27 protein-coding genes are annotated in these 25046 nt (G+C 53.9%); 18 read left to right on the forward strand and 9 right to left on the reverse strand.

Features of this window, described 5'->3' with window-relative positions:
- Positions 1-10: 10 nt before the first annotated feature.
- Positions 11-1261 (reverse strand): aminopeptidase, encoded by a 1251-nt coding sequence (locus tag FHW17_RS04385; RefSeq protein ID WP_112522952.1) that lies wholly within the window; start codon positions 1259-1261, stop codon positions 11-13.
- Positions 1262-1333: 72 nt separating this feature from the next.
- Positions 1334-2647 (reverse strand): MFS transporter, encoded by a 1314-nt coding sequence (locus FHW17_RS04390; RefSeq protein WP_112522953.1) that lies wholly within the window; start codon positions 2645-2647, stop codon positions 1334-1336.
- Between the two features lie 300 nt (positions 2648-2947).
- On the opposite strand from FHW17_RS04390, the gene FHW17_RS04395 reads away from it, so the two are divergent.
- The gene (locus FHW17_RS04395) at positions 2948-3628 is read left to right on the forward strand and encodes a superoxide dismutase (RefSeq protein ID WP_112522954.1); all 681 of its coding nucleotides are present in this window, start codon (positions 2948-2950) and stop codon (positions 3626-3628) included.
- Positions 3629-3632: 4 nt separating this feature from the next.
- On the opposite strand, the gene FHW17_RS04400 is transcribed toward FHW17_RS04395, so the two are convergent.
- Entirely contained in the window at positions 3633-4478 is an 846-nt protein-coding gene (locus tag FHW17_RS04400) for an SDR family NAD(P)-dependent oxidoreductase (RefSeq protein WP_112522955.1), read from the reverse strand.
- Between the two features lie 49 nt (positions 4479-4527).
- Positions 4528-4974: a hypothetical protein gene (locus FHW17_RS04405; RefSeq protein WP_112522956.1), complete on the reverse strand. Its 447-nt coding sequence runs from the start codon at positions 4972-4974 to the stop codon at positions 4528-4530.
- A 334-nt stretch (positions 4975-5308) separates the two neighbouring features.
- Between FHW17_RS04405 and FHW17_RS04410 the strand changes: the two genes are divergently transcribed.
- From FHW17_RS04410 to FHW17_RS04430, 5 genes are all read left to right on the forward strand, one after another.
- Entirely contained in the window at positions 5309-6295 is a 987-nt protein-coding gene (locus FHW17_RS04410) for an MlaD family protein (protein ID WP_112522957.1), read from the forward strand.
- 68 nt (positions 6296-6363) lie between these two features.
- Positions 6364-6732: a hypothetical protein gene (locus FHW17_RS04415; protein WP_182509268.1), complete on the forward strand. Its 369-nt coding sequence runs from the start codon at positions 6364-6366 to the stop codon at positions 6730-6732.
- 3 nt (positions 6733-6735) lie between these two features.
- The gene (locus FHW17_RS04420; protein WP_182509269.1) at positions 6736-6888 is read left to right on the forward strand and encodes a hypothetical protein; all 153 of its coding nucleotides are present in this window, start codon (positions 6736-6738) and stop codon (positions 6886-6888) included.
- Positions 6889-6891: 3 nt separating this feature from the next.
- Complete coding sequence (locus FHW17_RS04425) at positions 6892-7131, forward strand: helix-turn-helix transcriptional regulator (protein WP_182509270.1); 240 nt, start codon at positions 6892-6894, stop codon at positions 7129-7131.
- Between the two features lie 152 nt (positions 7132-7283).
- Positions 7284-8186: an alpha/beta hydrolase gene (locus FHW17_RS04430; protein ID WP_182509271.1), complete on the forward strand. Its 903-nt coding sequence runs from the start codon at positions 7284-7286 to the stop codon at positions 8184-8186.
- 41 nt (positions 8187-8227) lie between these two features.
- Here the strand turns inward: FHW17_RS04430 and FHW17_RS04435 are convergent, their stop codons facing one another.
- The 5 genes from FHW17_RS04435 to FHW17_RS04455 form a co-directional block, all read right to left on the reverse strand.
- Positions 8228-9004: an SDR family oxidoreductase gene (locus FHW17_RS04435; protein ID WP_182509272.1), complete on the reverse strand. Its 777-nt coding sequence runs from the start codon at positions 9002-9004 to the stop codon at positions 8228-8230.
- Positions 9005-9009: 5 nt separating this feature from the next.
- A complete protein-coding gene (locus tag FHW17_RS04440) occupies positions 9010-9849 on the reverse strand; it encodes an aldose 1-epimerase (RefSeq protein WP_182509273.1) in 840 nt (279 codons plus the stop codon).
- Positions 9849-10802, reverse strand: a complete 954-nt coding sequence (gene araH, locus FHW17_RS04445; RefSeq protein WP_182509274.1) for an L-arabinose ABC transporter permease AraH — start codon at positions 10800-10802, stop codon at positions 9849-9851. Before araH ends, FHW17_RS04440 begins: the two co-directional genes overlap by 1 nt.
- Before the next feature lie 22 nt (positions 10803-10824).
- Complete coding sequence (gene araG / locus FHW17_RS04450; RefSeq protein WP_182509275.1) at positions 10825-12333, reverse strand: L-arabinose ABC transporter ATP-binding protein AraG; 1509 nt, start codon at positions 12331-12333, stop codon at positions 10825-10827.
- 69 nt (positions 12334-12402) lie between these two features.
- Positions 12403-13386: an arabinose ABC transporter substrate-binding protein gene (locus FHW17_RS04455; protein WP_182509276.1), complete on the reverse strand. Its 984-nt coding sequence runs from the start codon at positions 13384-13386 to the stop codon at positions 12403-12405.
- Between the two features lie 206 nt (positions 13387-13592).
- Here FHW17_RS04455 and FHW17_RS04460 point away from each other — a divergent pair, with 206 nt between their 5' ends.
- The 12 genes from FHW17_RS04460 (at position 13593) to FHW17_RS04515 (ending at position 25006) form a co-directional block, all read left to right on the forward strand.
- A complete protein-coding gene (locus FHW17_RS04460) occupies positions 13593-14348 on the forward strand; it encodes a FadR/GntR family transcriptional regulator (protein WP_182509277.1) in 756 nt (251 codons plus the stop codon).
- Between the two features lie 29 nt (positions 14349-14377).
- A complete protein-coding gene (gene dgoD / locus FHW17_RS04465) occupies positions 14378-15526 on the forward strand; it encodes a galactonate dehydratase (RefSeq protein ID WP_182509278.1) in 1149 nt (382 codons plus the stop codon).
- The gene (locus FHW17_RS04470; RefSeq protein WP_182509279.1) at positions 15504-15812 is read left to right on the forward strand and encodes a hypothetical protein; all 309 of its coding nucleotides are present in this window, start codon (positions 15504-15506) and stop codon (positions 15810-15812) included. Before dgoD ends, FHW17_RS04470 begins: the two co-directional genes overlap by 23 nt.
- 274 nt (positions 15813-16086) lie before the next feature.
- The gene (locus tag FHW17_RS04475) at positions 16087-16287 is read left to right on the forward strand and encodes a hypothetical protein (protein ID WP_162700287.1); all 201 of its coding nucleotides are present in this window, start codon (positions 16087-16089) and stop codon (positions 16285-16287) included.
- A 110-nt stretch (positions 16288-16397) separates the two neighbouring features.
- Positions 16398-16553: a hypothetical protein gene (locus FHW17_RS04480; protein WP_182509280.1), complete on the forward strand. Its 156-nt coding sequence runs from the start codon at positions 16398-16400 to the stop codon at positions 16551-16553.
- A 296-nt stretch (positions 16554-16849) separates the two neighbouring features.
- Positions 16850-16939: a K(+)-transporting ATPase subunit F gene (locus FHW17_RS04485; RefSeq protein ID WP_091879681.1), complete on the forward strand. Its 90-nt coding sequence runs from the start codon at positions 16850-16852 to the stop codon at positions 16937-16939.
- A gap of 33 nt (positions 16940-16972) precedes the next feature.
- Positions 16973-18676, forward strand: coding sequence for a potassium-transporting ATPase subunit KdpA (gene kdpA / locus FHW17_RS04490; protein ID WP_112522969.1), 1704 nt, complete (start codon positions 16973-16975; stop codon positions 18674-18676).
- A gap of 11 nt (positions 18677-18687) precedes the next feature.
- Positions 18688-18855 carry a hypothetical protein gene (locus FHW17_RS04495; protein ID WP_162700289.1) on the forward strand — a complete coding sequence of 56 codons (168 nt, stop codon included), beginning with the start codon at positions 18688-18690 and terminating at the stop codon, positions 18853-18855.
- Between the two features lie 33 nt (positions 18856-18888).
- On the forward strand, positions 18889-20961 hold the full coding sequence (gene kdpB, locus FHW17_RS04500) for a potassium-transporting ATPase subunit KdpB (protein ID WP_112522970.1): 2073 nt from the start codon (positions 18889-18891) through the stop codon (positions 20959-20961).
- A gap of 11 nt (positions 20962-20972) precedes the next feature.
- A complete protein-coding gene (gene kdpC / locus FHW17_RS04505) occupies positions 20973-21539 on the forward strand; it encodes a potassium-transporting ATPase subunit KdpC (protein WP_182509281.1) in 567 nt (188 codons plus the stop codon).
- A gap of 72 nt (positions 21540-21611) precedes the next feature.
- Complete coding sequence (locus FHW17_RS04510; RefSeq protein ID WP_182509282.1) at positions 21612-24317, forward strand: sensor histidine kinase KdpD; 2706 nt, start codon at positions 21612-21614, stop codon at positions 24315-24317.
- Positions 24314-25006: a response regulator transcription factor gene (locus FHW17_RS04515; protein WP_113095460.1), complete on the forward strand. Its 693-nt coding sequence runs from the start codon at positions 24314-24316 to the stop codon at positions 25004-25006. Before FHW17_RS04510 ends, FHW17_RS04515 begins: the two co-directional genes overlap by 4 nt.
- Positions 25007-25046: the final 40 nt, after the last annotated feature.

A 25046-nucleotide genomic window follows, 5' to 3' on the forward strand; every position in this document is an offset into this window, starting at 1 on the left:
TTCAAGCTCTTTAGGCCCATTCGCCCTTGCGCATGACGGGTATGGCGCTGCCATCCTTGTTGATGCCGTCCACATCAACCTCGCCCGATCCGATCATCCAGTCGATATGAATGAGGCTCTTATTGCCGCCGCGTGCCGCGACTTCTTCGGGTGAAAGCTTGTCGCCATTGACGAAGCATTTTGAATAGCACTGGCCAAGCGCAATATGGCTTGCTGCGTTCTCGTCAAACAGGGTGTTGAAGAACAAAAGCCCCGATGCGGAGATCGGCGAGGAATGCGGCACCAGTGCCACTTCACCCAGACGCCGCGCTCCTTCATCCGTGTTCAGCACCTTATTGAACACTTCCTCACCGCGCGAAGCCTTGGCTTCGATGATTTTGCCGCCTTCAAAGCGAACCGAAATATTCTCGATCAACGTGCCCTGATGTGACAACGGTTTTGTGCTGGAAACATGGCCGTCAACGCGCAGGGCGTGCGGCGTGGTGAAGACTTCTTCGGTCGGAATGTTCGGATTGCAGGTGACGCCGTTCTTGGCGGTCGAAGCGCCGCCCTGCCATTGATGTTCGTCAGCAAGTCCGACGACGAGGTCCGTTCCCGGTCCCTTGAAGTGCAGTGAAGCAAAGTTAAGGCCGTTCAGCCATTGCCGCCGTTTGGCCAGCACCGCATTGTGTTCCCGCCATGCACTGACCGGATCATCAATATCAACACGCGAAGCGGCAAAGATGGCATCGGCCAGCTTGGCAATGGCTGCGTTCTCGTCAAGATCGGGGAAAACCTGCTTCGCCCAGGATGGATTCGGATACGAAACGATGTTCCAGTTGACGTCAAAACCGGCAATTTTCTCCAATGCTGGCTGGTAAGCCTTAGATGTGGCCCTGTTGGCGCGGGCAACCTTTTCAGGATCTTCCTGTGAGAGCAGCATCGGATTGTCACCGGCGATGGCAAGGCGTGCTGTGTTCGATGAAAAGGCCTTGGCCATTCCCTCATAGAGCCATGTGGCAGCATGGTCGAAGCTCTCCACCGGCGCATGACGATAGCGCATCAAGGTTGCTTCTTCGTCCGCATAAAACGGCGTTACCAGACCGGCGCCCGCCTTATAGGCATGCTCGGTAATACGACGCACCAGTGGCAAGGCAGCCAGCGGTGCCGTGATCAAAAGATCCTGCCCGGCCTGCAGCTGCAGCCCGATCTTGACGGCGACTTCTGCCAGACGGTCGAGCTTGACGGGATCAACGGGATTGATTTTCGCGGATAAGGTCATGACGGTTCCAGAATGTCAGCTGAGGGATAAGAAAACGGGGAAGTCGGATCACTTCCCCGCATGTTTATTTGATCAATCCTCGTGGATGAGGCTGTGATCCCGGCTGTCGCGCATCTTGACGTAGACGATCAGGGACAAGCCGATCATGATGGTCACATACCAGAAGAACCAAGTCTCATGGCCCATTTCCTTGAACTTCAGTGCCACCCATTCAGCGGTGCCGCCAAAGATCGTATTGGCTAAGGCATAGGGCAGCGCGACGCCGAGCGCCCGGATATGTGCCGGGAAAAGCTCGGCCTTCACCACCGCATTGATCGAAGTATAGCCGGTGACGATCAACAGACCTGCCAGTGAAAGGGCAAAGGCAGTATAGGGATTGGTTGTCACTGCCAAAGTCGAAAAGATCAGATAGGTGAAGAGAACACCGAGAATACCGAAACCGACCATCAATGGCTTGCGGCCGATCTTGTCAGACAGAGCACCGGCGATGGGCTGGCATAGCATGAAAATCAAAAGGGCCAGTGCGGTGATCTCAGTGGAGGATTCCTTGCTGAAACCTGAGGTGTTGACGAGGAACTTTTGCAAATAGGTGGTGTAGGCGTAGAAGGCGAGCGTGCCGCCCGATGTCAACGCCAGAACAGTAAATGCTTCTCTCGGATAATGCCGGAACAGGGCAAAGCCACTGGATTTCGGCCCGGTGTCGTTCTTGGCGTTATGAAAGGACTGGGTTTCGGCAAGACCGCGACGGATATAGAACACCGCAATTGCCAGAACGCCGCCAATGGCGAAAGGAATGCGCCAACCCCATGCACCAAGCTGTTCCGGTGTGAGAATGCGCTGCAGGATGAGTAGAACGACGAGGGCAACCAGCTGTCCGGAAATTAGCGTTACATACTGGAAGCTTGAATAGAAGCCGCGGCGATTCTTGCCGGCCATCTCGCTGAGATAGGTGGCGCTGGCGCCATATTCACCGCCGACGCTGAGGCCCTGCAACAGGCGCGCCAGAACCAGAAGTGCCGGTGCCAACAGACCGATCGACGCATAACCCGGCGTGATAGCGATGAGAAGCGAGCCAAGGCACATCAATGTCACCGATAGTGTCAGACCGGCTTTACGGCCCTTGCGGTCAGCATAGATGCCCATGACCCAGGCCCCGATGGGCCGCATCAGGAAGCCGACAGCAAAGACAGCAGCGGCGCTCAAAAGCTCTGCCGTCTGGTTGCCTGATGGGAAGAACACCGGCGCAAAATAGAGGGTGAACGCGGCATAGACATACCAGTCGTACCATTCGACGAGATTACCTGCCGATCCACCAATGATGGATTTCAGTCGGGTTTTGACATCGGGGGCGACGGCGAGTGGCGCGGTTTCAGCAATATCGGTCATGAAATTCCTACCTTTGACTATGACTGACCGTCTGTGCCGCTGAGATTTTCAGCACGACGTTTATCGGGTTTGGAACGGAGACTCCCTGACTCAAGTCTTAAGGTAGCAATAGGCAGAATTCAAACGCTTATCCGATCCAATGGATTCGAAGCGACGCAACTGCACCAAAGCGTGATAAGAAGGAGCAGAAAATTGCCACGATCCGGAACTCCTTCTGAATTGTACCGTTCTTTCAGATCGAGAAAGGCGCGCTCCAAGACAAATTTCGCTCACCTTGCCCTCAACAATCAGGAGAAGAAGATGGATCTCAACAGACGCGATATGCTGGTGCTCTCGGGCGCGGCGGCGGCGACAACGCTCTTTGCTCCAACCATTCAGGCGCATGCGGCGGTTCCCTTCAAGCAACCGGAATTGCCCTATGCGGAAGATGGTCTGGCGCCTGTGATATCCGCGCGCACTGTCGGCCTGCATTACGGCAAGCACCATGCGGGCTATTTCAAGAAGCTCAACACGCTGGTGGAAAAGACGCCCTATGCCGATCTTTCATTGGAAGAGGTGGTTGTACGGGCGAAGAAGGAAGGCAATGCGCCTATTTTCAACAATGCGGCGCAGGCTTGGAACCATAATCTCTACTGGCAACAGTTCAAGGGCGGGCCAACAGCTGCAAAGGGCGCTTTTGCGACAGCAGCGGAAAGCGGCTTTGGCGGAATTGATGGTTTGAAAAAGAAGATTGTTGCCGAGTCGGACAATGTATTTGGAACCGGCTGGGTCTGGCTGGTCAAGGACGGTGATAAGCTTGCCGTCGTGGGCATGAAAGATGCTGGTGATCCTCTTGCGGAAGGCAAGAAGGCCGTGCTTGGCATCGATGTCTGGGAGCACGCCTATTATCTTGATTATGAAAACCGCCGCGCCGACCATGTTGCAGCGGTTCTCGACAAGCTTGTTAACTGGCAGTTCGTTTCCGAACAGTTCGACGCCTGATCAGCTATTCCGCGCGCTTGAGGAAATCGGCAAATTCGTCCTTATACGCCGGATGCCAGCGCGACAAAGGCGGGCGATTTTCTATTATATCGCCCGCTGCCCAAAGGATGCGCCGCTCGTCGGTACGGCGAACCACATCATTATCAGGGCACAGGATGTAGAAATCTCCTGCCGTTACACTCTCAAGCAGGAAGTCGACCGTTTGCTCGGATGTCCATGCACCTGCGGGCTTTTCCGTCCTGCCGCTTGATGTCAGTGCAGTAAAGACAAAACCCGGAATGAACAGATGCGCAGTCACCTGACAGCCTTCGATGTTGCGCAGTTCATGTTGCAGGGCTTCGGTAAAAGTTTTCACGCCTGATTTGGAGACATTATAGGCGGGATCGCCGGGCGGGGTGGTGATACCCTGCTTTGAGCCTGTGTTGATGATGAGACCGGGTTTGCCCCGGGCAATCATATCAGGTCCGAATACCTGTGTTCCACGCACAATGCCGAACAGATTGACCTCGATGATCCTGTCCCACCCGCCGGGTTCAAAAATACTGCTGCCGGGCTGGATGCCGGCATTGTTCATAAGAAGGCTGACAGGACCGAGTTCCGTCTCAACGTGTCGTTTTAGCCGCTGCAGGTCTTCGACCTTCGTTATATCAGCTCCGACAGCAATACTATCGGCCGGATTGCCGTGTTCGCGAACCTTGGCCAACGCTGCATCCAGTTTCTCGCCGGGTAGATCAGCAATGCAGACCTTAAGGCCCAGCGCAGCAAAGCGGATGGCGGCAGCAAGGCCTATGCCCGATGCGCCACCAGTAACCACAGCAATGTTGGACGGCATAAGGACCGGATGTGTCATGGCAATTCTCCTGACTGGATTTCGATTCGGCTTTGCGATGGGGCAGAGCTTAGCCGAAATTCGGCACACGAATATAATGTTCCAGCGGACTGATATGTTCGCGTGCTTCGTCATCGCGATCATTGTCATGTAAATCCTGCGCAAGCGCGGCATCTTTCTGCCTGCGCGCCTCGAGGATTTCATTGTCGGAACTTTCGCCCATGCACAGCGCACCAAGCAGGACCATGCGTGCTTTGTCGGCTAGCCCCGAATGGTTTTCATCGAGGGCAATATCCAGAATAACCCGGCTGAAATCGGTCGGTTCCAGCATTTTTTCCATACTGTATCCGGCCTTTTCGCGGCGCGTATTTTCGGTATCGATCAGGATATAGAGCTTTTCACGCAGATCAGCGCCGACATTCTCATACTGGATTGCCAGACTTGGTGCGGCTGTGGCGAGCTTCTGTTTTTGCCGCTCCCGGTGCCGCTTTTGTCTCTCTGCGTTGGATAATGCCATGGGTATGTCTGTGCCGTAACGAACGCGAATCACTTACATTAACTTGATAAGGGTGCGTTCCCTAACGGGCAACATTATGGTCACGTAACACACAGACTGTTGATAACAGCCGTTACGATTACGTGAGTTACGTAACGGAAACGTTATGAGATTTGGCTCTTGCCGTAACGTCAGGGGGCAATCGTAACGTTGGTCGCAGCCTCTTGATGACAGCAAATAAGACAGTTCTTCTATCGGAACCATCAAGAAGATAGTGGCGTTTGGTGACATGCAAGGCTAGGGATATCGCACGATGTGGTTGTAAGCATGTCGGTCTGGATGAATGGAATCGTGAATGGAAACCAAGGCCAATTATCTTGTGGTCAGTATTTTCACCGTGCTGGTGAGCGTGCTGGCCCTTGGTTTTGTCTACTGGATCGAGCGTTTGGGCGACACCCGCCCGACATCAATGCTTGAAATCCGCATTCCCGGTTCCGTAACGGGGCTGGTCGTCAAGAGCCAGGTTTTGTTCAACGGCCTTAAAGTCGGCGAAGTCACGCGGCTTTTCATTGATGCAAGCAACCCTGATGTGGTTATCGCCCAGACAGAGATCGATTCAACCACGCCGATCACGCGGTCGACTCAGGCGGAATTGGCCTTCGTCATGCTGACCGGACAGGCCTATATCGAGTTGAAGGGCGGCAAGAGCTATGAGCCCAAGCTGCTTGAGGAGGCGGAAAAGGAAGATACGGTCGCGCGTATCGATATTGATCCCTCATCCCTGAAAACACTGGTGCAAACGGTGCAGGACGTTCTTCAGAAGGTGGATCGCGCGATGGACGCCACCGAAAGCTATCTGGACGAAATGAAGGGGCCGGCTCTCGACAGGGCGCATGAGGCAAAGGATTTTACCCAGCAGCTTGCTGATAGCACTGAGATGATCAACCGTTACGGACAGCGGGCACAGGATGTGCAGGCTGTTATCAAGGATGCGCGCGAAACCATGTCGCGGATCAATGAGGCCTCGCTAAAAGTCGATGATGCCCTGACCAAGCTGGACAAGGAGCTTTCCGAGGACAAGGGCGGTACGGTTGCCAACATCCGCGAACAGCTGCAATCCTACCGCGACACGGCTGATGGCCTGCAGGCGCGCCTCGCCCCGATCATGAAAACACTGGGAACCTATACGGGCGAAAAGCTGCGCAATGCGCAGAAGTTTATTTCCGATAGCCGCCGTTCGGTGGAGAGTATCGAACGGGCTATTTCCAATTTCGATAGCAATCCACAGGAACTGCTGTTTGGCGGAGAAAACAAAGTACCTGAATATAACGGGCGGCGCTAACCAACCAAGGTTGCGCTCGACAGGTTTCTTTTCGACGGGTAGCGTTGCGGCACATGATGGGGGATGCGATGCGGTTTGCGGTGATCGGAACGGGATTTGTGATTGCCTTGTTGGCGGGCTGTACGACACCATCCGGTGGCAAGAGCGGTGAAGCCAGTCTGATCGCCGATGTCAAACAGCTGGTGACGACCTCCTATCAATGTCAGAACGCACTTGGCCGCGAGCCGCATTATTCCGCCATTGAAAGCAGCGAAACCATTCTCAAAGCGCTGGGTCGCTCGCCCGAAGATGCCGACAAGACAGTGCGGGGCTGGCTGAAAGGGTTGATTGCTTCGTCCAAACAGCCGGATATGGACCGCAAGGCGTGTAAAGACACATTGCTGAAGCAGGCGGAAAAAGTGCGAATCGAATTTGAGGCACGAAAAGCCAGGGGATGATGCATGGATGAGCCGCAGCCACCGCGTTCAGGGCTCCTCTCGCCAGTGCAATTCGTGCTGGTGCTTGTGTTTGCAGCTGGTGTAAGTTCGATCCTGTTTTATCCGGTGATGTCTCTGCTGGGGCGGATTGTCGGTCTGTTCCGGGCAACAGGATAACGGATGGGAAAAACGCTTGGAACGGAACAGCACAAGGCATTAATCGCCATGCTGATTGCCAAGCGTGAAGCCGCTGGCTTTACGCAAGCTGAACTTGCCGACACATTAGGCGAATACCAGTCTTTTGTTGCCAGGTTGGAAAGCGGTCAACGCCGTGTGGATGTGGTCGAGCTTATCGGGCTTGCACAGGTTCTCGGCTTCGATGCGGCGCAGCTGGTGAAGGCGATTGAAGCTGTCAGATGAAATAGAGAGCACCGTCCCTACACCTAATATGGGGCTGATATAGTTCAGTACAAGACTGTCTGAATTACAGAAATTCGTATAACTAGAGCGCCCTTTCATCCTGTTCGGGGGCGATGATGAACCTTACAAAAACTTTTCGTCGGACAACGACAATGCGTTCGCCTGAAATGCTGCCTTCGTTTAAAACCGACGAGGCTAGAGAACGCTATATGGCTGCTTATGATGTCTTGCTTCAGGACTGGCCGGTTCCCTATGAAGAACTCGATTTTGTGACTAATTTTGGATCAACCCATGTTATCGCCAGTGGCCCTCTGAATGCACCGTCGCTTTTGCTGCTGCCAAGTTTTGCTGGCAGCGCTACGGTCTGGCGCTTGAACATTGCAGGGTTGAGCCGTCACTTCAGAACCTATGCGGTTGATGTTATCGGGCAACCGGGCAAAAGTCTGACGCCAGAACCATTGCGTGACAGGTATGATTATGCGCAGTGGCTTACCGGACTGCTTGATGCCCTGAGCATTGAAAGAACATCAATCGTGGGATGTTCTTTTGGCGGCTTTCTGGCGTTGAATCAGGCATCGCTGATGCCGGAGCGAATCAACCGCGTGGTACTCATCAGCCCGGTTGGTATCTTCGCTTCTCAATTCTGGCGGCTATTCTATGTGTTTCGGATCAAGCGGCCCATTCTGAAATTAAAGCGACTGCTCACGGGCGGTAAACAACCATCCAGTCTTGCGGATTTGGGTGTCTCGCCTCCACGGGACGCGAAGTGGGGTGCTCTGATGGCCGCAACGATGTCCGCTTTTGCCAGAATGAGCGTGATTTCACCGCCCGTGTTCAGCACCCGCGAACTGCGCGCCATCCCGGTACCCGCGTTGTTGTTGATCGGCGATGCGGAACGGAGCTATGATCCGCCTGCAATGTTGAAATCGGCACAAAAACGCATGCCTCTTCTGGAAGGTGCGATTGTACCAGATGCCAATCACATTGCCGCCATGGCGCAACCCGACGATGTCAATGATCGGATTATCCGGTTTCTGCGACCAGAAAAACAATAAATACCGACGCAGATGGCTTCGTTGCCGTGATCACGGGCGCGTTAGCCGTGCTGCCGTACACTCAAGCCGCCGTCGATAGTCAGGCATGTGGCATTCATGAAGGGACACTCGTCAGAGATCATAAACACGGCGGCGAGTGCTATTTCTTCGGGGGACGCGATCCGCCCGCCCGGATGCAGGGCCATTGTTTCAGCTTTGGCAGCATCAGGATCGGGGAACGAATTCCAGTAATCTATGACCTTCTGTGTCGAGACATAGCCGGGCGCCAGTGCGTTTACCCTGATGCCTCTGGCGGCATATTCCAGCCCCAAAGATTTCGTCATGCCGAGCAATGCATGTTTGGCAAGAGGATAGGGGAAGGTATGGGGAATGATGGTGAAGGCATGGGTGGAGGCAATATTCAAAATGGTGCCACCACCGTTCGCGATCATGTCAGGCAGAACCGCTTTGCAGCAATTCCATGCGCCCTTCAGGTTGACATCGAAACAACGTTGCCATTCTTCATCAGTTGTCAAAAGCGGCTCATTGAAGACGTTGATACCTGCATTATTAATCAAGGCATTCAACGGACCGATGGCAGCTTTTGCCCGGATCACCGCTGCCATAATGGCTGGCTCATCGGTGATACTCACCGCACTCGATTCTACCGTCGCACCACTGGTGCGGAGGTCGGCTGCAACCTGCTGCAAGAGCAATTCGTCCGTGTCAATGAGATATAGGCCCGCCCCTTCTCTGGCGGATGCCTGAGCGATGGCAAGCCCTATCCCTTGGGCGGCGCCCGTGATCATGATCCGTTTGTCCGAAAGCCGACCCGCCATCTGTATCAGTCCTTCATTTCGTCGATGCGCAGTGTAATGCCGCCGCTTAATTTATCGTTAGGCTCCAGAATGGTGAGATTGCCCAGATCAGGCAAGTGGTGCCCGTTCGGCAGATGGCTCATCGGCTCGAAGCAAAAGAAGTCTATTCGATCTTTGGGGGCATAAATCATGTATTGAGAAAACAAAGGATCGCTTGATATTGCCGCAGTCATGCGCACTTCCGGCCAGTCGATTTGCGCTGTTCCGTCCCAGCCCGCAAAAGCATTGTTGACCCACCGGTCCGGCAGGTGATTGAAGGCCGCAAAATTTAAATCATCAGGGACCGGTCCTGCCGTATCAGGTAGATGTCCCGTCTTTTCACTCCAGAATAGCTTTGCCGGTGCTCGCAGCCGCGTTTGCGGTGTCCTTGGAAAAAAGGGATGGAATCCCAGTCCGAAAGGCAACGCAACGTCTCCCCGGTTTTCCACACTCAGGTCAAGTTTGAGCGTGGTCCCGCTGATCGCAACTGTCTGATCAGCGCGATAAGAATAGGGAGATTGGTGCGACGCCTGATGTTCATAAACCAAACGAACATGCGTTTGGCTTTCCTCCACCACCCGCCAAGGTGCCAGCCAGCCATCACCATGCAGATAAAGCTGATCGTCTTTCGTATTGGGCCTGAGCACATGTGTCTGGTTGCGGAAGCGAAATTGGTTCCCCGCGACGCGGTTGCCAAAGGGGACCAGTGGAAAGCATCCAACAGGTGCTGGTTTCAGAAAGGGCCTTCCACGGAAAGTGGCTTCCATCAGGCAGCCACCTTGAAGGTTGATTTGAATTTTCAGCTCGCTGTTGCCAAGCCGGACCATCAGCCTTTGCGGCCCACCGCACCAGATCTGAGATTGTCGAGGAGCACCGCCAGAAGCAAAATCAAACCGCGTACAACATATTGATAAAAAGCCTGAATGTTCAAAAGGTTCATAACATTCTCGGCGATACCCATGATCAGAACGCCTACAATGACACCCGCCATAGCAGCACGGCCACCGGCCAGCGAGACACCGCCAAGCACGCAGGCCGAAATTACAGACAGCTCAAGGCCTGTCGCCGCATTTGGCTGTCCCGAGGTAATGCGCGAGGCAAGGAGAATACCCGCAATGGCGCAGACAAAGCCCTGCAGCGCAAATATCCAGACGCGCATGGAAACGACATTGACGCCGGCCAGTCTGGAGGCTTCGGGATTGCCACCGATAGCAAGTGTATTTTTGCCAAAGACCGTGCGGTTGAGAATAAAGCCAAAGGCAATGAAAAGCACAAGCATGACCCAGATGGGCACGGGAATTCCAAGGAATTTTGACAGGGCAAGCTGGTAGAAATTGGGATCGTTGATACCGACAGCTCTGCCATCGGACGAAATGAGCGCGAGGCCGCGAACGATCTGCATGGTCGCAAGCGTCGTGATCAGGGCATTGATACGAAAGCGCGCGATGACCACACCATTGACCAATCCGACGAGCGCGCCACACAGAAGCGCTGCGATCAGGCCGAGCAATATGGAACCGGTGGCGTTTGAAGCCATGACAGCGATCATCCCGCAGAAGGCAACCGTTGAACCGACAGAAAGATCGAAATCCCGTGAGGCGAGGCAAAACATCATTGTGCAGGCGACAATGCCGATTGTCACAACCGACTGCAGCAAGCCGAGCATGTTGCGTTCCGTGAGAAAGTTAGGAACGAACGCGGCTACGACGATAAAGGCCAAAGCAAAGATGACAACGAGACCTTGTTCGCCAAGGAGAAGCTTTTTGAGAGACACGCTCATATCAAACCTTTTTCAAATCAGTTTAGGCCACGGCTGCGGCAGATCTGTCGGGAAGGGCAGCTGCAAGGATTTTTCTCTCGTCGAAAGCGTCCCGATCATATAGGGCGGCGATACGCCCCTGACACATCACGGCAATTCGGTCCGAGATACCCATGACTTCCGGCAGCTCGCTCGAAATCACGATAATAGCCATGCCATTTTCGGCCAGTTCGTAAAGAATGTTGTAAATTTCCGCTTTCGCACCGACGTCTATTCCACGTGTGGGTTCATCAATGACAAGCACCTTGACGCCCTGCTCGGAAAGCCAGCGGCCAAGAATGACTTTCTGCTGATTGCCGCCGGAGAGATTGACGATGTCCTGCTTGCGTGAAGGGGTCCGTATTCGCAATTTTTCGATGAAACGATCCGCGAGCCTTGCCTCTTTACCCGGCTGTAATATGCCCAAAGGTGAAAAATGACGGCGCGATGAAACCGCAATATTCTCCTCGATGGAACGGCCCTGAATAATGCCATCGAATTTGCGGTCTTCCGGGCACAAGACCATACCGGCTTCAATGGAATGCCGGGGATTGTTACCGCCAACCGCCACGCCGTCGATCGTGACGGTGCCGGTATGGCGATGGTCAGCGCCATAGAGCAGCCGTGCCATTTCCGACCGCCCGGCACCGATCAGGCCGAAGAAACCGAAAATCTCGCCCGAGCGAGCGTCAAAGGAAACGGGGCTGGGTAGAAGCCTGCCGCCAAGTTTTTCAACCTTCAGGCGCTCGGTTCCTATTTTGCGGGGGCGCCAGCCCCAGATATTGCTGATCTCACGCCCGACCATCTCCGTAATCACCTGATCGCGCGTCACCTCTGCGAGACTGGCATGATGGGCGGCAAGCTTGCCGTCCCGCAAAACAGTCAGACTATCACAAAGACGAAACACCTCGTCGAGCCTATGGGAAATGTAGAGGATAATCTTGCCTTGCGCTTTCAGTTTGCCAATCAGTGCAAACAGAATTTCGCTCTCACGGGACGACAGGGAGGAAGTCGGTTCATCCAGAGCAATCACGCGTGCATCAAGCATGACCGCCTTGGCAATCTCGACCATCTGGCGCTGGCCGATCGAAAGATTTGCAACCTTGATTCTGGGATCAACATCAATGCCGATCGCTTCAAGCTTTTGCGACACATCCGAGACAAGCTTCTTGAAATCGATCATGCCTGCCTTGGCAGGGAACCGTCCGAGCCAGAGGTTTTCAGCAACCGTCAGTTCGGCGACAAGCTGCAGTTCCTGATGAATGACGATGACGCCAGCGTCAAACGCATCGCGCGTCGATGAATAGTGTTGGATGGAACCATCAAGAGAGATTTCACCAGTGTCAGCGGACTGGTCTCCGGAGAGAATACGGATCAGCGTGGATTTCCCCGCACCATTCTCGCCCATGAGGCCGTGTACAGCGCCCTTTTCCACTGCGAAGGAAATGCCGGATAGCGCCTGTACGCCCGGGTACCCCTTGCTGATGTTTTTGAATTCAAGAAAAGATGCCATGGTCGGCCAAGCCCTCAAGGATTGTACTGCCCGGCAAAATTGCCGGGCGTTTAGTGCCTGTTCCGAGGATTATTCGATGCCGAGTTCCTTGCGCACTTCGGTATAATTATCGCGCAATGCCAGCTGCCCGGCTGTCAGGGTCAGCTTTTCCGGCTGTTTGCCGTTGGCGATCCACTCGTACATGTTGAGGGCAGTTTCGTAGCCGTGACGCTTTGGCGAAATGATCACCGTACCGAAGAAACCGGTTGGAGTTGGCTTCTTGAACTCGTTGATTGCCGATTCCGCACCACCGATTCCGATACCAATGACACCATCAGCGGGAATGCCGACACTTTCAGTAGCACGGACGGCACCCAGCACGGATTCATCGTTCAATCCCACCGCAACCCAATGTTTGATGCCAGCGTTTTTGTTGAGAACAACCGTTGCCGCGTTGAGTGCGGCTTCCGTGTCAGTCTTGGCCTGCGGGGCGTCAAAGATATTGGCTTGCGGGAAGCCGGCTGCTTTGAGCACCGACAAGGCGCCTTCAACGCGATCGACGGCAGTCGGCAACTGGTCATAGGAAACCCGGATTGCACCGACGGTCTTCATATCCCAGCCGCGCTTTTTGATTTCGTCGACCATTGCCTGGCCTACAGCTTCGCCAATCTTGGAGGCGGAAATTCCCATATGCGGAACATCTTCCAATGGTTTGCCGTCCGCACCGACAAGGCGGTCATCGACCGTCATCATCTTGAGTTCATTGGCTGTTGCCTTGGCGACGATGCCATGCCCGAGCTTCACATCGGGTGTGCAGATGATGAAACCCTGCGCACCCTGCGCACCGAGATTATCAATCGCAGACTGAACTTTCTCACCGTCTTCCGCGCCGATCTTCACCAGAGTGAAGCCTTTTTCCTTGGCAGCGACGTCGGCAAATTTCCATTCATCCTGAAACCACGGTTCTTCGGGCTGCTTGACGATGAAACCTATTTTGACATCTGCAGCAAAAGCACTGCCAGCTGCAATTATGGCGACTGTGCCAGCCAATATGGCTGCTTTTATAAAGCGCATATCTCTCTCCCAAAATTTTGGCTGCTCCCAGCAGCACCATAGGAATAAGTTAAATCATCATACCAGTCAATTGCCAATGTATGATGATTGAGATAGTAGAGAGAAGTGCTGTAGAGTGATAGGACGAGGAGCCCATCAACGGTGATGGGTATGGATTATAGCGCCGACTTATATGCGGGATGTCGTGCCGGGGTTTGGAGGACAGGGTGGAGACAGTGATCTTGGGGCAAGCGGAGCAAGACGCCGATGGAGTGCTTCGGCGCCCGCGCGTTCAAAAGAATGTCACAGCGGCCATTGCCATGGAGATTTGTGCCGACCGTTATCCGTCCGGTTCACTCCTTCCGCGCGAAAACGATCTTTGCGCGCAGTACAATGTCAGCCGCACGGTCATTCGCGAATCATTGAAAACACTGGAATCAAAGGGCCTTGTGCGTGGCAAACCACGGGTTGGCACGACGGTCTGTGACAAGGATGACTGGAATATTCTTGACCAGCAGGTGCTGGAGTGGATGGGCCCGAACATAGCCAATTTTGATCTCCTCGGCTGTATTCTTGAAGCACGCCGCACGGTGGAGCCTATGGCTGCCGAATTAGCTGCCGATAGAGCGACGGCACAGGAGATCGCCGATCTTGAAAAGGCTTGGCAAGACATGCGCGACAGTGAAGGCGATATTGGCCGGTTCACCGAAGCCGACGTGAATTTTCACGCGACTCTGCTCAAGGCCAGCCACAATCAGGTTTTCCGGCAATTGTCGGGAATTATCCATGCGGGCCTCAAATACTCGCTGCAGGCCTCCAACGAGGCGGTGGAAACGCGGGATGAAGCGATAGCCGCCCACGGAGAGCTTGTTGAGGCGTTGCGTATGCGTGACAGAACCGCTGCCCGCAGATGTTCCGGGCATCTGCTCGACCTTGCCGCCAGAGATCTGGCGTCAGCGCTCAACGACAGCAAACCGCGATAGATTATCTGAACACTGAAAGTGCAGACACCATGAAGATCACCAAGCTCACCACTTACATTGTCCCGCCCCGTTGGCTGTTTCTCAAAATCGAAACTGACGAAGGTGTTTCCGGATGGGGCGAACCGGTTGTTGAGGGTAGGGCTCTGACGACGGAAGCCGCGGTCCATGAACTGGCGGATTATCTGGTCGGTAAAGACCCATTTCTGATTGAGGATCACTGGAACGTTCTCTATCGCGGTGGTTTCTATCGCGGCGGCGCTATTCACATGAGCGCTCTGGCAGGCATCGATCAAGCTTTATGGGACATCAAAGGCAAGGCACTCGGCCAGCCAGTACACGCTCTGCTTGGCGGTCAATGCCGTGATAAGATCAAGGTTTATTCCTGGGTTGGCGGTGATCGCCCTTCCGATGTGGCCCGCAATGCAACGGAAATGGTTGCGCAGGGTTTCAAGGCCATCAAGCTCAATGGATGCGAGGAAATGCAGATCGTTGACAGCTGGGAGAAAGTCGACAAGGCAGTTGCAACAATTGCGACCATCCGCGAGGCGGTAGGCCCGCATGTCGGTATCGGCGTCGACTTTCACGGGCGCGTTCACAAGCCAATGGCAAAGGTGCTTGCCAAGGAACTCGATCAGTTCAAACTGATGTTCATCGAAGAGCCGGTCCTATCCGAGAATTATGAGGCGTTGAAAGAGATTGCGAACCATTGTTCGACGCCAATTGCGCTTGGAGAACGCCTTTACTCACGCTGGGATTTCAAACGAATCCTTGCGGAGGGTTATGTCGACATTATCCAGCCTGATCTTTCGCATGCAGGGGGCATCACGGAGTGCCGCAAGATCGCAGCAATGGCTGAGGCCTATGATGTCGCTCTCGCGCCCCATTGTCCGCTCGGGCCTATTGCTTTGGCCGCATGTCTGCAGATCGATGCGGTCAGTTACAACGCATTCATTCAGGAACAGAGCCTCGGTATTCATTACAACGAGTCCAACGACATTCTTGATTATATTCGCAACAAGGATGTTTTTCACTATGAAGACGGCTTTGTCAGCATTCCTCAAGGACCGGGATTGGGTATTGACGTTGATGAGGCCTATGTTGCGGAACGTGCCAAAGAGGGGCACCGTTGGCGCAACCCGATCTGGCGTCACGCAGATGGCAGCTTCGCCGAATGGTAAGCGGGTGATGCTGCAATCGCCCTTCGGGCATCCAATGCCAGTAGTGCTTTTGGCTGCCCGATTTTCGCAGAGCATTTGTTCAGTGACGGGGTTTTGTCTCGTAGACCAAGACAATAATCACTGCCAAAGCCAGAAGAAAAGTAAAATCACGCATTTCTTAATCCTCGCATCCATCACCGATGCGCCGCTCCAACCAGAAAGCCTCAACGCTATCGATGAGACGGCTATTTACCGCTACAAAGGACAACACATGGCCAAGCTGCTATCTGCATGTTCACGTTCTTGACTACGCTCAATTCGCGATGTCCTTTGTGCCTGTAAGCAGGAACCTCGCCATTCAATAAGTCAAATAAATATTCTCCTATAGTCGTTCCAATATAAAATTCGGAATTTTGTTTATAAGATTTTTATTTCTTTCCAACTTCGTTGCAATCGAAAAAATATCCCATCGTCGTTAGTGTCCAGACGCCGTTGTTGCTCTGTGGTTATAAACTTTTTCCAAAGAGAAAAACCGCATTTACTCGCGACAGCTGGCATACTCAACAAAAGGACAGAATGCGATGTTTACGCGCTCCGGAATGTATTATTTTGCGCATCACAGACAGAATGAACAACCCGTAAGGTTGCCTCCATCCAGCGCAAATCAGAATGATGTTCACGCCGCACCCGGCCACGAGGAGCTGGGTGTGTTTCTGCGGCTATGGGGCGTCATTCTCACCGGCGTTGCTGTCATTCTGTGCGGCAGCTGGCTGCTCAGATAACGGGCACCCACTCGACGCCATCGATGCAATCCGTAGCGACCGTAACGGCTAAGAGAAGCCCGCATCCTTGTGGTGGTGGAAACGTGTTTGTTGCGCAATCGGAGACAATCATGTCGGAGCAGCAAATGGATAAGCAGCGCCCCAAGATGCCAACGAATGACGTCAAGGCCGACGCTGCGCGGATAAAATCATTGATACCGATTGCGCTCGGTATGCTTGTGTTGATGGTCGCAATTGATGGTCTTCTCAGGTTTTTCGCCACATAGCCGCCGGGCAAATCCTTATAGGAATTTTATATCTTTCCTACGTGTGACGTCTCGAACCTTTATGGCGTTCGGAGTCATACTCCCCACGGTTTGCACCCTATGTACCGCACAAGCAAGCGTAGCATTTATTGGAGCTAAGCTAAGTCTTCAATGCAGTTCTGTCTTGCAATGATACAATCAATAAAAGGAGTTTTCTTCGATGGACCTCATTGTTCTCGCAATAGGCATTTTGTTCTTGGCTCTATCGCTGGCTTATACAAAAGCCTGCGATATCCTTTGATCGGAAAGACTGCCAAATGATTATCGATTACATCCTCAGCGGTGCTGTCACCTTGTTCCTTCTCGCCTATCTCACCTACGCCCTTGTTCGCCCAGAGCGGTTTTGACCGCATCTGGCGCCCGGCTCGGAAAGCTTCACCATGACTCTCAACGGTTGGTTACAGATCCTCGTTTATTGCGGGATCATCATTCTGCTCGTGAAGCCGCTCGGCGGCTACATGACGCGCGTTTTCAACGGCGACCGCACGTTTCTTTCGCCACTTCTCGTTCCTGTTGAACGGGGACTTTATAAAATAGCTGGAACGAATGAGCGCGATGAACAGCATTGGACCACCTACACGGTGGCTTTGTTGCTTTTCAGCCTGGCCGGGTTCCTTGTGCTTTATTTCCTGCAGCGGTTCCAAGGGGCTCTGCCCTTTAATCCTGCGGGGATGACAGCAACAGAGCCAACCCTCGCATTCAACACAGCCATCAGCTTCGTAACAAATACCAACTGGCAGAATTATGGCGGCGAGAGCACGATGTCGTATCTCGTGCAGATGGCTGGCCTCACCGTACAGAACTTTGTCTCTGCAGCGACAGGCATAGCCATCGCCGTTGCGTTGATCCGTGGTTTCGCCAGAGCATCCGGCAATTCCATTGGCAATTTCTGGGTCGATCTGACGAGAGCGACACTCTACATTCTATTGCCCATCTGCATCGTCCTGACGCTTGTTTATGTCTATCTCGGTGTTCCGCAGACCCTTGGGACCTATGTCGAGGCGACGACGCTGGAAGGGGCCAAGCAGACGATCGCGGTTGGCCCGGTCGCTTCGCAGCTCGCTATCAAAATGCTCGGCACGAATGGCGGCGGCTTCTTCAATGTCAATTCCGCTCATCCATTCGAAAATCCCGATGCAATTTCCAATTTCCTCCAGATGGCTTCAATCTTTGTGATTGGTGCAGCATTGACCAACGTGTTTGGGCGTATGGTCGGCAATCAGCGTCAGGGTTGGGCGATCTTCGCTGCCATGGGCATATTGTTCCTGGCGGGTGTGACCATTTGCTATTGGGGTGAAGCCGCCGGCAACCCGCTGGTCCACGCCCTTGGTATTGATGGCGGCAATATGGAAGGCAAAGAGGCGCGTTTCGGCATCGCCCTATCTTCTCTCTTTGCTGTGATTACCACGGCTGCCTCGTGTGGCGCAGTCAATGCCATGCATGACAGCTTCATGGCGATCAGCGGCATGATCCCACTCATCAATATGATGCTGGGCGAAGTGGTTATCGGCGGTGTCGGTGCCGGTCTTTACGGTATCCTGCTTTATGTGATCATCGCAGTCTTCGTGGCTGGCCTGATGGTTGGCCGTACGCCTGAGTATCTTGGCAAGAAGATCGAAGCGAAGGAAGTCAAGATGGCCATGCTGGCTGTCCTGTGCCTGCCCTTGGCAATGTTGGGCTTTACAGCCATTGCCAGTGTACTGCCATCAGCAGTTGCTTCTGTCGCCAATGCTGGTCCTCACGGCTTTTCCGAGATTCTTTATGCCTACACATCTGCCGCAGCCAATAACGGTTCGGCCTTTGGCGGGCTCTCGGGTAACACGCCCTGGTACAACATCACTCTTGGCATCGGCATGTGGATGGGCCGCTTCTTTGTCATCATCCCGGCTCTGGCCATCGCTGGCTCGCTGGTAGCGAAGAAGACTGTTCCGGAATCCGCGGGCACTTTCCCGACCCATGGCGGGCTGTTCGTTGGTTTGCTGGTGGGGGTTATCCTGATTGTTGGCGGCCTCACATTCTTCCCGGCACTCGCTGTCGGACCGATTGTCGAGCATCTCGCCATCGGTCTTGGCCAGACATTCTGATGGAGCGTCCAATGCGTCATGGCTACTTGCAATTCAACGCTCATTCCCGCGCCCGAAAGCTGGCGCGGGGGGCAGCCAAACGTGTGCGGGCTTCCGATATCGTCCTCGGCATGATGCTGGCGACGCTTGTTGTCTGGCTCATCGCATACGCATTCATTCACATGGTTACGCCGGTCTGATCGACCGCTGTTCAGTCACAACTGGAGTCTCAAATGAGCCAGTCCAAATCCGCGAGCCTAATGGACGCTCGCATATTGTTACCAGCCGTCGGAGGCGCTTTCAAAAAGCTTGATCCGCGCACTCTTGCCAGAAATCCGGTGATGTTCGTCGTCGCTGTGGTTTCGGCGCTGACCACGATTTTGTTCATAAAGGACATCATCGCTGGCGGTCATGACCTCAGTTTCTCGTTTCAGATCATAGTGTGGCTATGGTTTACGGTGCTTTTTGCGAATTTTGCCGAAGCGGTCGCGGAAGGCCGTGGTAAGGCACAGGCCGATTCATTGCGCAGGGCCCGTACAGAAACCCAAGCAAAGCTCTTGTCGGGTGAAGGCCGCACCAATTTCAAACTGGTTCCGGGCACGAGCCTGAAGGTCGGAGATATCGTTCTGGTTGACGCTGGCGACATCATCCCATCAGACGGTGAAGTTGTCGAAGGTATCGCATCGGTTAATGAATCAGCAATCACCGGCGAATCTGCACCTGTCATCCGGGAATCCGGTGGTGATCGATCAGCGGTAACGGGTGGCACGCAGGTGCTGTCCGATTGGCTTCGTGTCCGCATCACGGCAGCAGCCGGTTCAACATTCATCGACCGGATGATCGCGCTGGTTGAAGGCGCTGAACGTCAAAAGACACCCAATGAGATTGCACTCAACATTCTCCTTGCCGGAATGACACTGATATTCGTGTTGGCAACGGCGACTATTCCAAGCTTTGCGTCCTATGCGGGCGGCGCAATTCCTGTTGTGGTGCTCGTCGCTTTGTTCGTGACGCTCATTCCGACCACGATCGGTGCATTGCTTTCAGCCATCGGTATTGCCGGTATGGACAGGCTCATCCAGTTCAATGTGCTTGCGATGTCTGGCCGTGCGGTTGAGGCAGCTGGTGATGTGGATACATTGCTGCTTGATAAGACCGGCACCATTACGTTCGGTAACCGTCAAGCCACCGAGTTCAGTCCGGTAAAGGGTGTGAGTGAACAGGAACTTGCCGATGCAGCTCAACTTGCATCGCTCGCTGACGAAACTCCTGAGGGACGCTCCATCGTGGTGCTGGCCAAGGAAAAATACGGAATCCGTGCGCGCGATATGGCGACCTTGCACGCCACATTTGTGCCATTCACAGCACAGAGCCGTATGAGTGGTGTGGATATTGATGGTTCTTCAATCAGAAAAGGCGCGGTTGAGGCTGTCCTTTCATATGTCGACCTCTCGACTGTTGCGACAGGCGCAACACGCGCCAGCAGCGAAACCGTTCGCGAGCTGCAGGCGATTGCCGATCAGATTGCCAAAGCCGGTGGAACGCCGCTCGCAGTTGTCAGGGACGGCAAACTTCTGGGTGTTATCCATCTTAAAGACATTGTGAAGGGCGGCATCCGGGAGCGTTTCGCTGAATTGCGGCGCATGGGTATCCGCACCGTCATGATCACCGGCGACAATCCTTTGACTGCAGCGGCTATCGCTGCCGAAGCTGGCGTTGACGATTTTCTCGCTCAGGCAACACCTGAAAACAAGCTTTCGCTCATCCGCGATGAACAGTCCAAGGGCAAACTGGTCGCCATGTGCGGTGATGGTACAAATGATGCTCCAGCGCTTGCGCAGGCGGATGTCGGCGTTGCCATGAACACCGGTACAGTTGCTGCTCGTGAAGCCGGAAACATGGTCGATCTTGACAGTGACCCGACGAAGTTGATCGAAATCGTTGGTATCGGCAAGCAGTTGCTCATGACGCGTGGTGCCTTGACGACATTTTCCATCGCCAATGATATCGCCAAATACTTTGCGATCATTCCCGCAATGTTCCTGGCGTTCTATCCGCAATTGGCCGCGCTCAATATTATGGGTCTGCAGACACCTCAGAGCGCCATCCTATCGGCCATCATCTTCAACGCGCTTATCATTGTTGCCCTTATCCCCCTGTCACTGAAAGGTGTAAAATACCGGGCAGTGGGTGCCGGGGCGCTTCTAAGCCGCAATCTGCTCATCTACGGCCTTGGCGGCGTTATTGTTCCGTTCGTCGGAATCAAAGCGATCGACGTGGTCATAACAAGCCTTGGGCTTGTGTAAAGGATATCCCGATGCTCAAACAACTTAAGCCCGCGATTGTCATGATAGTCGCACTCACAATTATCACAGGCCTTCTCTACCCATTGGGGATGACCGGATTATCGCAGCTCCTTTTCGCACGCCAGGCAAATGGCAGTCTTGTCGAAAAGGACGGCAAGATAATCGGGTCTGAATTGATCGGTCAGACTTTCACGAGCGACCAGTATTTTCATGGACGGCCATCAGCTGCCGGTGACGGGTACAATGCTTCAGCTTCCAGCGGCTCCAATCTCGGGCCTACTAACCCGAAATTGATTGATCGCATCAAGACGGATGCTGCCTCCCTGAAGGAAAGCAATCCCGGCGCACCGGTTCCTATCGATCTTGTGACCACCTCAGGAAGTGGACTTGATCCGGACATTTCACCTGAAGCGGCTTATTTCCAGATTGGGCGCGTAGCCAAGGCTCGTGGCGCCGATGAAGCGGCCATCCGCAAACTGGTTGACCAGCATGTTGAAGGCCGTGAACTCGGCTTCATGGGTGAACCGGTTGTGAATGTTCTGAAATTGAATCAGGCCCTTGATAGCCTGGGCAAATAATTTTTGAATATGGAGGCCGGAGATTTGCATCAGCATAGCTCCGGCCTTTCGTCATTGGGAGAGGCTTTGTAGATGCCTGACGACAATCGCGACTTGGATCGAAGACCGTCTCCGGATGCGCTTCTCGAAAATGCCGATCGTGAACGTCGCGGCCGACTGAAGATTTTTCTCGGCGCTGCTCCGGGTGTAGGCAAGACCTACGAAATGTTGATGTCGGGCCGGGCGGCAATTGCCGACGGATCAGATGTTGTGATTGGTGTTGTCGAAACCCACGGTCGTAAAGAGACGCAGGCTCTTGTCGAAGGTTTTGATGTCGTACCGCGCAGAAGCGTGGACTATAAAAATCATCAACTTGAAGAGATGGATATTGACGCAATCCTCGCGCGGCGTCCGGCTCTCGTATTGGTTGATGAACTTGCACATACCAATGCACCGGGCAGCCGCCATCCCAAGCGGTATATGGACGTTGAGGAGATTCTGTCTCAGGACATTGATGTCTATTCGACCTTGAATATCCAACATGTCGAGAGCCTGAACGATATTGTTGCCCAGATCACCCGGGTCCGTGTACACGAAACCGTGCCGGATTCGGTGATTGATGAGGCAGATGAAGTTGAAATTATCGATCTCACCCCGGTCGATCTCATCAAACGGTTGCAGGAGGGCAAAGTATATCTGCCTGCAACGGCCAAACGAGCAACAGAGAACTATTTTTCTCCGGGCAATCTGACCGCACTGCGTGAGCTTGCCTTGCGCCGGACCGCCCAGCGCGTTGACGATCAATTGCTTACACATATGCAGGCCAATGCAATATCGGGACCATGGGCCGCCGGGGATCGCGTTTTGGTATGTGTTGACGAGCAGCCGCGCGGTGCCTCGCTCGTCCGTTATGCCCGGCGACTGGCAGACAGGCTCCGTGCTCCATGGGCCGCTGTTCATGTCGAAACGCAGCGGTTTGCTCGCCTCTCAGAGGCAGAACGGGACCGATTGGCATCAACCCTGCGTTTGGCCGACCAATTGGGTGGTGAGACGATCACACTTCCCGGCCGGAATGCCGCAGAAGAAATCGCCCGGCATGCACGGGAGAACAATGTCACTCATATCGTAACAGGCAAGCCGAACAAGCCACGGTGGCGTGAACTGTTTGAGGGTTCGGTATCTCACGATCTGATACGGCATGCCGGAAATATCAGCGTCCACGTTATTTCAGGCAATGATCAGGAGGTGGTCTCCTCGCAACGGCGTTCAGCGAGTGCGCCAAGACCAAGCTTCCAGATCAAACCGTATCTCGTGAGTACCGGGTATGTTGTAGCAGCCCTCGGCTTTGGTCTTCTGCTGTCGCGCTTTCTCGATGTGCGTAACATCGCGCTCGTATTTCTCATGGCAGTGCTGGCATCAGCCGTAACACTGGGTTTATGGCCCGCCTTGTTTGCCTCTGTCGTCAGCGCAGCGGTGCTTAATTTCTTCTTCCTTGATCCGCTTTATACGCTGGTAATAAGTGATCCGGAGAGCGTAATCGCTCTCGGGTTTTTCTTTGTGGTTGCGGTGATTGCCAGCAATCTGACGGCTCGGGTCCAGCGGCAAGCCTCGTCTGCACGTCAGCGGGTTCGGACCACGGAAGACCTCTATTCGTTCAGCAAGAAACTGGCAGGAACGGGTACCCTTGATGACGTGCTTTGGGCGACGGCATTTCAGATTGCATCGATGCTTAAAGTGCGGGTGGTGCTTCTTTTGCCTGATCATGGTTCCATTCAGGTCAAGGCCGGATATCCGCCTGATGATACGCTGGATGAGGCTGATATAGCGGCGGCCCGGTGGGCTTGGGAAAACAACCGTGCGGCAGGCCGGGGCGCTGACACGCTACCGGGGGCAAAGCGGCTCTATTTGCCCTTGCGAACGGGTCGTATGGCGGTTGGTGTCATTGGTCTCGACAATGATAAGCAAGGCCCGCTTCTGTCGCCGGAGCAGCAACGGCTGCTGGATGCACTGGCTGATCAGGCGGCGGTTGCTATTGAACGGACACAGCTTGCCGCTGATGTGGACCGCGCAAAGCTAGCGGCGGAAGCAGATCGCCTGCGCTCGGCACTGCTAACGTCAATTTCACACGATCTCAAAACACCGCTTGCGGCGATTATGGGAGCGGCTGGAACGTTGAAGGAATTTGCGCCCGCACTTGCCGAGGACGCCAAGGCTGACCTGTTGTCGACAGTGCTTGATGAGTCCGAAAGGCTCAATCGGTTTATTTCCAATCTGCTCGATATGACGAAGCTGGAATCCGGGGCAATGGAACCAAACTACGCCTTCCAGTATGTCGGTGATATCGTTGGGACTGCGCTCGATAGGGCCAGGAAAATTATTGGCCGGCATAAGACGGAGATTGATATTCCCGCTGCTTTGCCCGCGTTGAGGCTGGATGCGGTTCTGTTCGAACAGGTTCTGTTCAACCTGCTCGACAATGCCTCAAAATATGCACCTGAAGGATCATGTCTGCGGATACAGGCCTGGAGCGATGATGGCTGGGTGATACTGCAAGTTATGGATGAGGGGCCGGGCATCCCCGAAGAGGATCTGGAGCGCATATTCGATACGTTTTATCGCGTAAGGAAAGGCGATCGGGTAACTGCGGGTACCGGGCTCGGACTTTCGATATCGAGAGGTTTCATTGAAGCCATGGGTGGCACGATCACCGCCGAGCGCAGAACTGACCGCTCTGGCGCGATCTTTACGATCAGAATGCCAATCCCCAAGGACACTCCAACAATAGAAGAACTGACATGACCAACTCAAATGTCAAAATATTGGTTGTCGATGATGAATCGCCGATCCGTAAATTGCTTCGGGTAGGTTTGAGTACCCAAGGATATACCGTTCTTGAAGCAGGAAACGCATGGTCGGCAATAGAGCAGGTACGCCTCACGCGTCCCGACCTGATCATTCTTGATCTGGGCCTTCCTGATTTGTCTGGCCACGAACTGCTGCGCAGATGGCGTGACGAAGGGCTGGAACTCCCGGTCATTATTCTATCAAGCCGGACCGACGAAAAGGGCATCGTGGATGCACTTGAGCTTGGCGCAGATGATTATATCACCAAGCCATTTGGAATGAATGAAATTGTGGCCCGTATCCGCGTTGCTCTGCGCCACCGACTTCAGCAACAGGGCGAAAAGCCGGTGTTCGAAACCGGGAGTCTCTCGGTCGATATCGTCAAACGCATCGTCAAGGTGGATGGCAAGGAGATCAGGCTTTCCCCGAAGGAATACGACATTTTGCGTATTCTTGTTCAGTATGCCGGGAAGGTTCTGACGCATCAGTTCCTGCTTGATCAGGTGTGGGGAGGGTCCACCGATGTGCAATATCTTCGCGTATATGTCCGGCAGCTGCGCCAGAAAATCGAACAGACACCAGATCAACCAAAATACATCACGACAGAAACTGGTGTTGGCTACCGTCTCAGGGAGGTGGATTGAGCATCATTTGAATTGCTTGATCACCAAACTGCGCATCATA

It is taken from the genome of Phyllobacterium sp. P30BS-XVII (assembly GCF_014138335.1).
Lineage (GTDB): Bacteria > Pseudomonadota > Alphaproteobacteria > Rhizobiales > Rhizobiaceae > Phyllobacterium > Phyllobacterium meliloti.

What these genes read in the sequence shown, in the direction of transcription:
- FHW17_RS04385 (WP_112522952.1), bottom strand. Translation starts at nt 1,261, where the DNA reads ATGACCTTATCCGCGAAAATCAATCCCGTTGATCCCGTCAAGCTCGAC.
- FHW17_RS04390 (WP_112522953.1), bottom strand. Translation starts at nt 2,647, where the DNA reads ATGACCGATATTGCTGAAACCGCGCCACTCGCCGTCGCCCCCGATGTC.
- FHW17_RS04395 (WP_112522954.1), top strand. Translation starts at nt 2,948, where the DNA reads ATGGATCTCAACAGACGCGATATGCTGGTGCTCTCGGGCGCGGCGGCG.
- FHW17_RS04400 (WP_112522955.1), bottom strand. Translation starts at nt 4,478, where the DNA reads ATGACACATCCGGTCCTTATGCCGTCCAACATTGCTGTGGTTACTGGT.
- FHW17_RS04405 (WP_112522956.1), bottom strand. Translation starts at nt 4,974, where the DNA reads ATGGCATTATCCAACGCAGAGAGACAAAAGCGGCACCGGGAGCGGCAA.
- FHW17_RS04410 (WP_112522957.1), top strand. Translation starts at nt 5,309, where the DNA reads ATGGAAACCAAGGCCAATTATCTTGTGGTCAGTATTTTCACCGTGCTG.
- FHW17_RS04415 (WP_182509268.1), top strand. Translation starts at nt 6,364, where the DNA reads ATGCGGTTTGCGGTGATCGGAACGGGATTTGTGATTGCCTTGTTGGCG.
- FHW17_RS04420 (WP_182509269.1), top strand. Translation starts at nt 6,736, where the DNA reads ATGGATGAGCCGCAGCCACCGCGTTCAGGGCTCCTCTCGCCAGTGCAA.
- FHW17_RS04425 (WP_182509270.1), top strand. Translation starts at nt 6,892, where the DNA reads ATGGGAAAAACGCTTGGAACGGAACAGCACAAGGCATTAATCGCCATG.
- FHW17_RS04430 (WP_182509271.1), top strand. Translation starts at nt 7,284, where the DNA reads ATGCGTTCGCCTGAAATGCTGCCTTCGTTTAAAACCGACGAGGCTAGA.
- FHW17_RS04435 (WP_182509272.1), bottom strand. Translation starts at nt 9,004, where the DNA reads ATGGCGGGTCGGCTTTCGGACAAACGGATCATGATCACGGGCGCCGCC.
- FHW17_RS04440 (WP_182509273.1), bottom strand. Translation starts at nt 9,849, where the DNA reads ATGGTCCGGCTTGGCAACAGCGAGCTGAAAATTCAAATCAACCTTCAA.
- araH (WP_182509274.1), bottom strand. Translation starts at nt 10,802, where the DNA reads ATGAGCGTGTCTCTCAAAAAGCTTCTCCTTGGCGAACAAGGTCTCGTT.
- araG (WP_182509275.1), bottom strand. Translation starts at nt 12,333, where the DNA reads ATGGCATCTTTTCTTGAATTCAAAAACATCAGCAAGGGGTACCCGGGC.
- FHW17_RS04455 (WP_182509276.1), bottom strand. Translation starts at nt 13,386, where the DNA reads ATGCGCTTTATAAAAGCAGCCATATTGGCTGGCACAGTCGCCATAATT.
- dgoD (WP_182509278.1), top strand. Translation starts at nt 14,378, where the DNA reads ATGAAGATCACCAAGCTCACCACTTACATTGTCCCGCCCCGTTGGCTG.
- FHW17_RS04470 (WP_182509279.1), top strand. Translation starts at nt 15,504, where the DNA reads ATGGCAGCTTCGCCGAATGGTAAGCGGGTGATGCTGCAATCGCCCTTC.
- FHW17_RS04475 (WP_162700287.1), top strand. Translation starts at nt 16,087, where the DNA reads ATGTTTACGCGCTCCGGAATGTATTATTTTGCGCATCACAGACAGAAT.
- FHW17_RS04480 (WP_182509280.1), top strand. Translation starts at nt 16,398, where the DNA reads ATGTCGGAGCAGCAAATGGATAAGCAGCGCCCCAAGATGCCAACGAAT.
- FHW17_RS04485 (WP_091879681.1), top strand. Translation starts at nt 16,850, where the DNA reads ATGATTATCGATTACATCCTCAGCGGTGCTGTCACCTTGTTCCTTCTC.
- kdpA (WP_112522969.1), top strand. Translation starts at nt 16,973, where the DNA reads ATGACTCTCAACGGTTGGTTACAGATCCTCGTTTATTGCGGGATCATC.
- FHW17_RS04495 (WP_162700289.1), top strand. Translation starts at nt 18,688, where the DNA reads ATGCGTCATGGCTACTTGCAATTCAACGCTCATTCCCGCGCCCGAAAG.
- kdpB (WP_112522970.1), top strand. Translation starts at nt 18,889, where the DNA reads ATGAGCCAGTCCAAATCCGCGAGCCTAATGGACGCTCGCATATTGTTA.
- kdpC (WP_182509281.1), top strand. Translation starts at nt 20,973, where the DNA reads ATGCTCAAACAACTTAAGCCCGCGATTGTCATGATAGTCGCACTCACA.
- FHW17_RS04510 (WP_182509282.1), top strand. Translation starts at nt 21,612, where the DNA reads ATGCCTGACGACAATCGCGACTTGGATCGAAGACCGTCTCCGGATGCG.
- FHW17_RS04515 (WP_113095460.1), top strand. Translation starts at nt 24,314, where the DNA reads ATGACCAACTCAAATGTCAAAATATTGGTTGTCGATGATGAATCGCCG.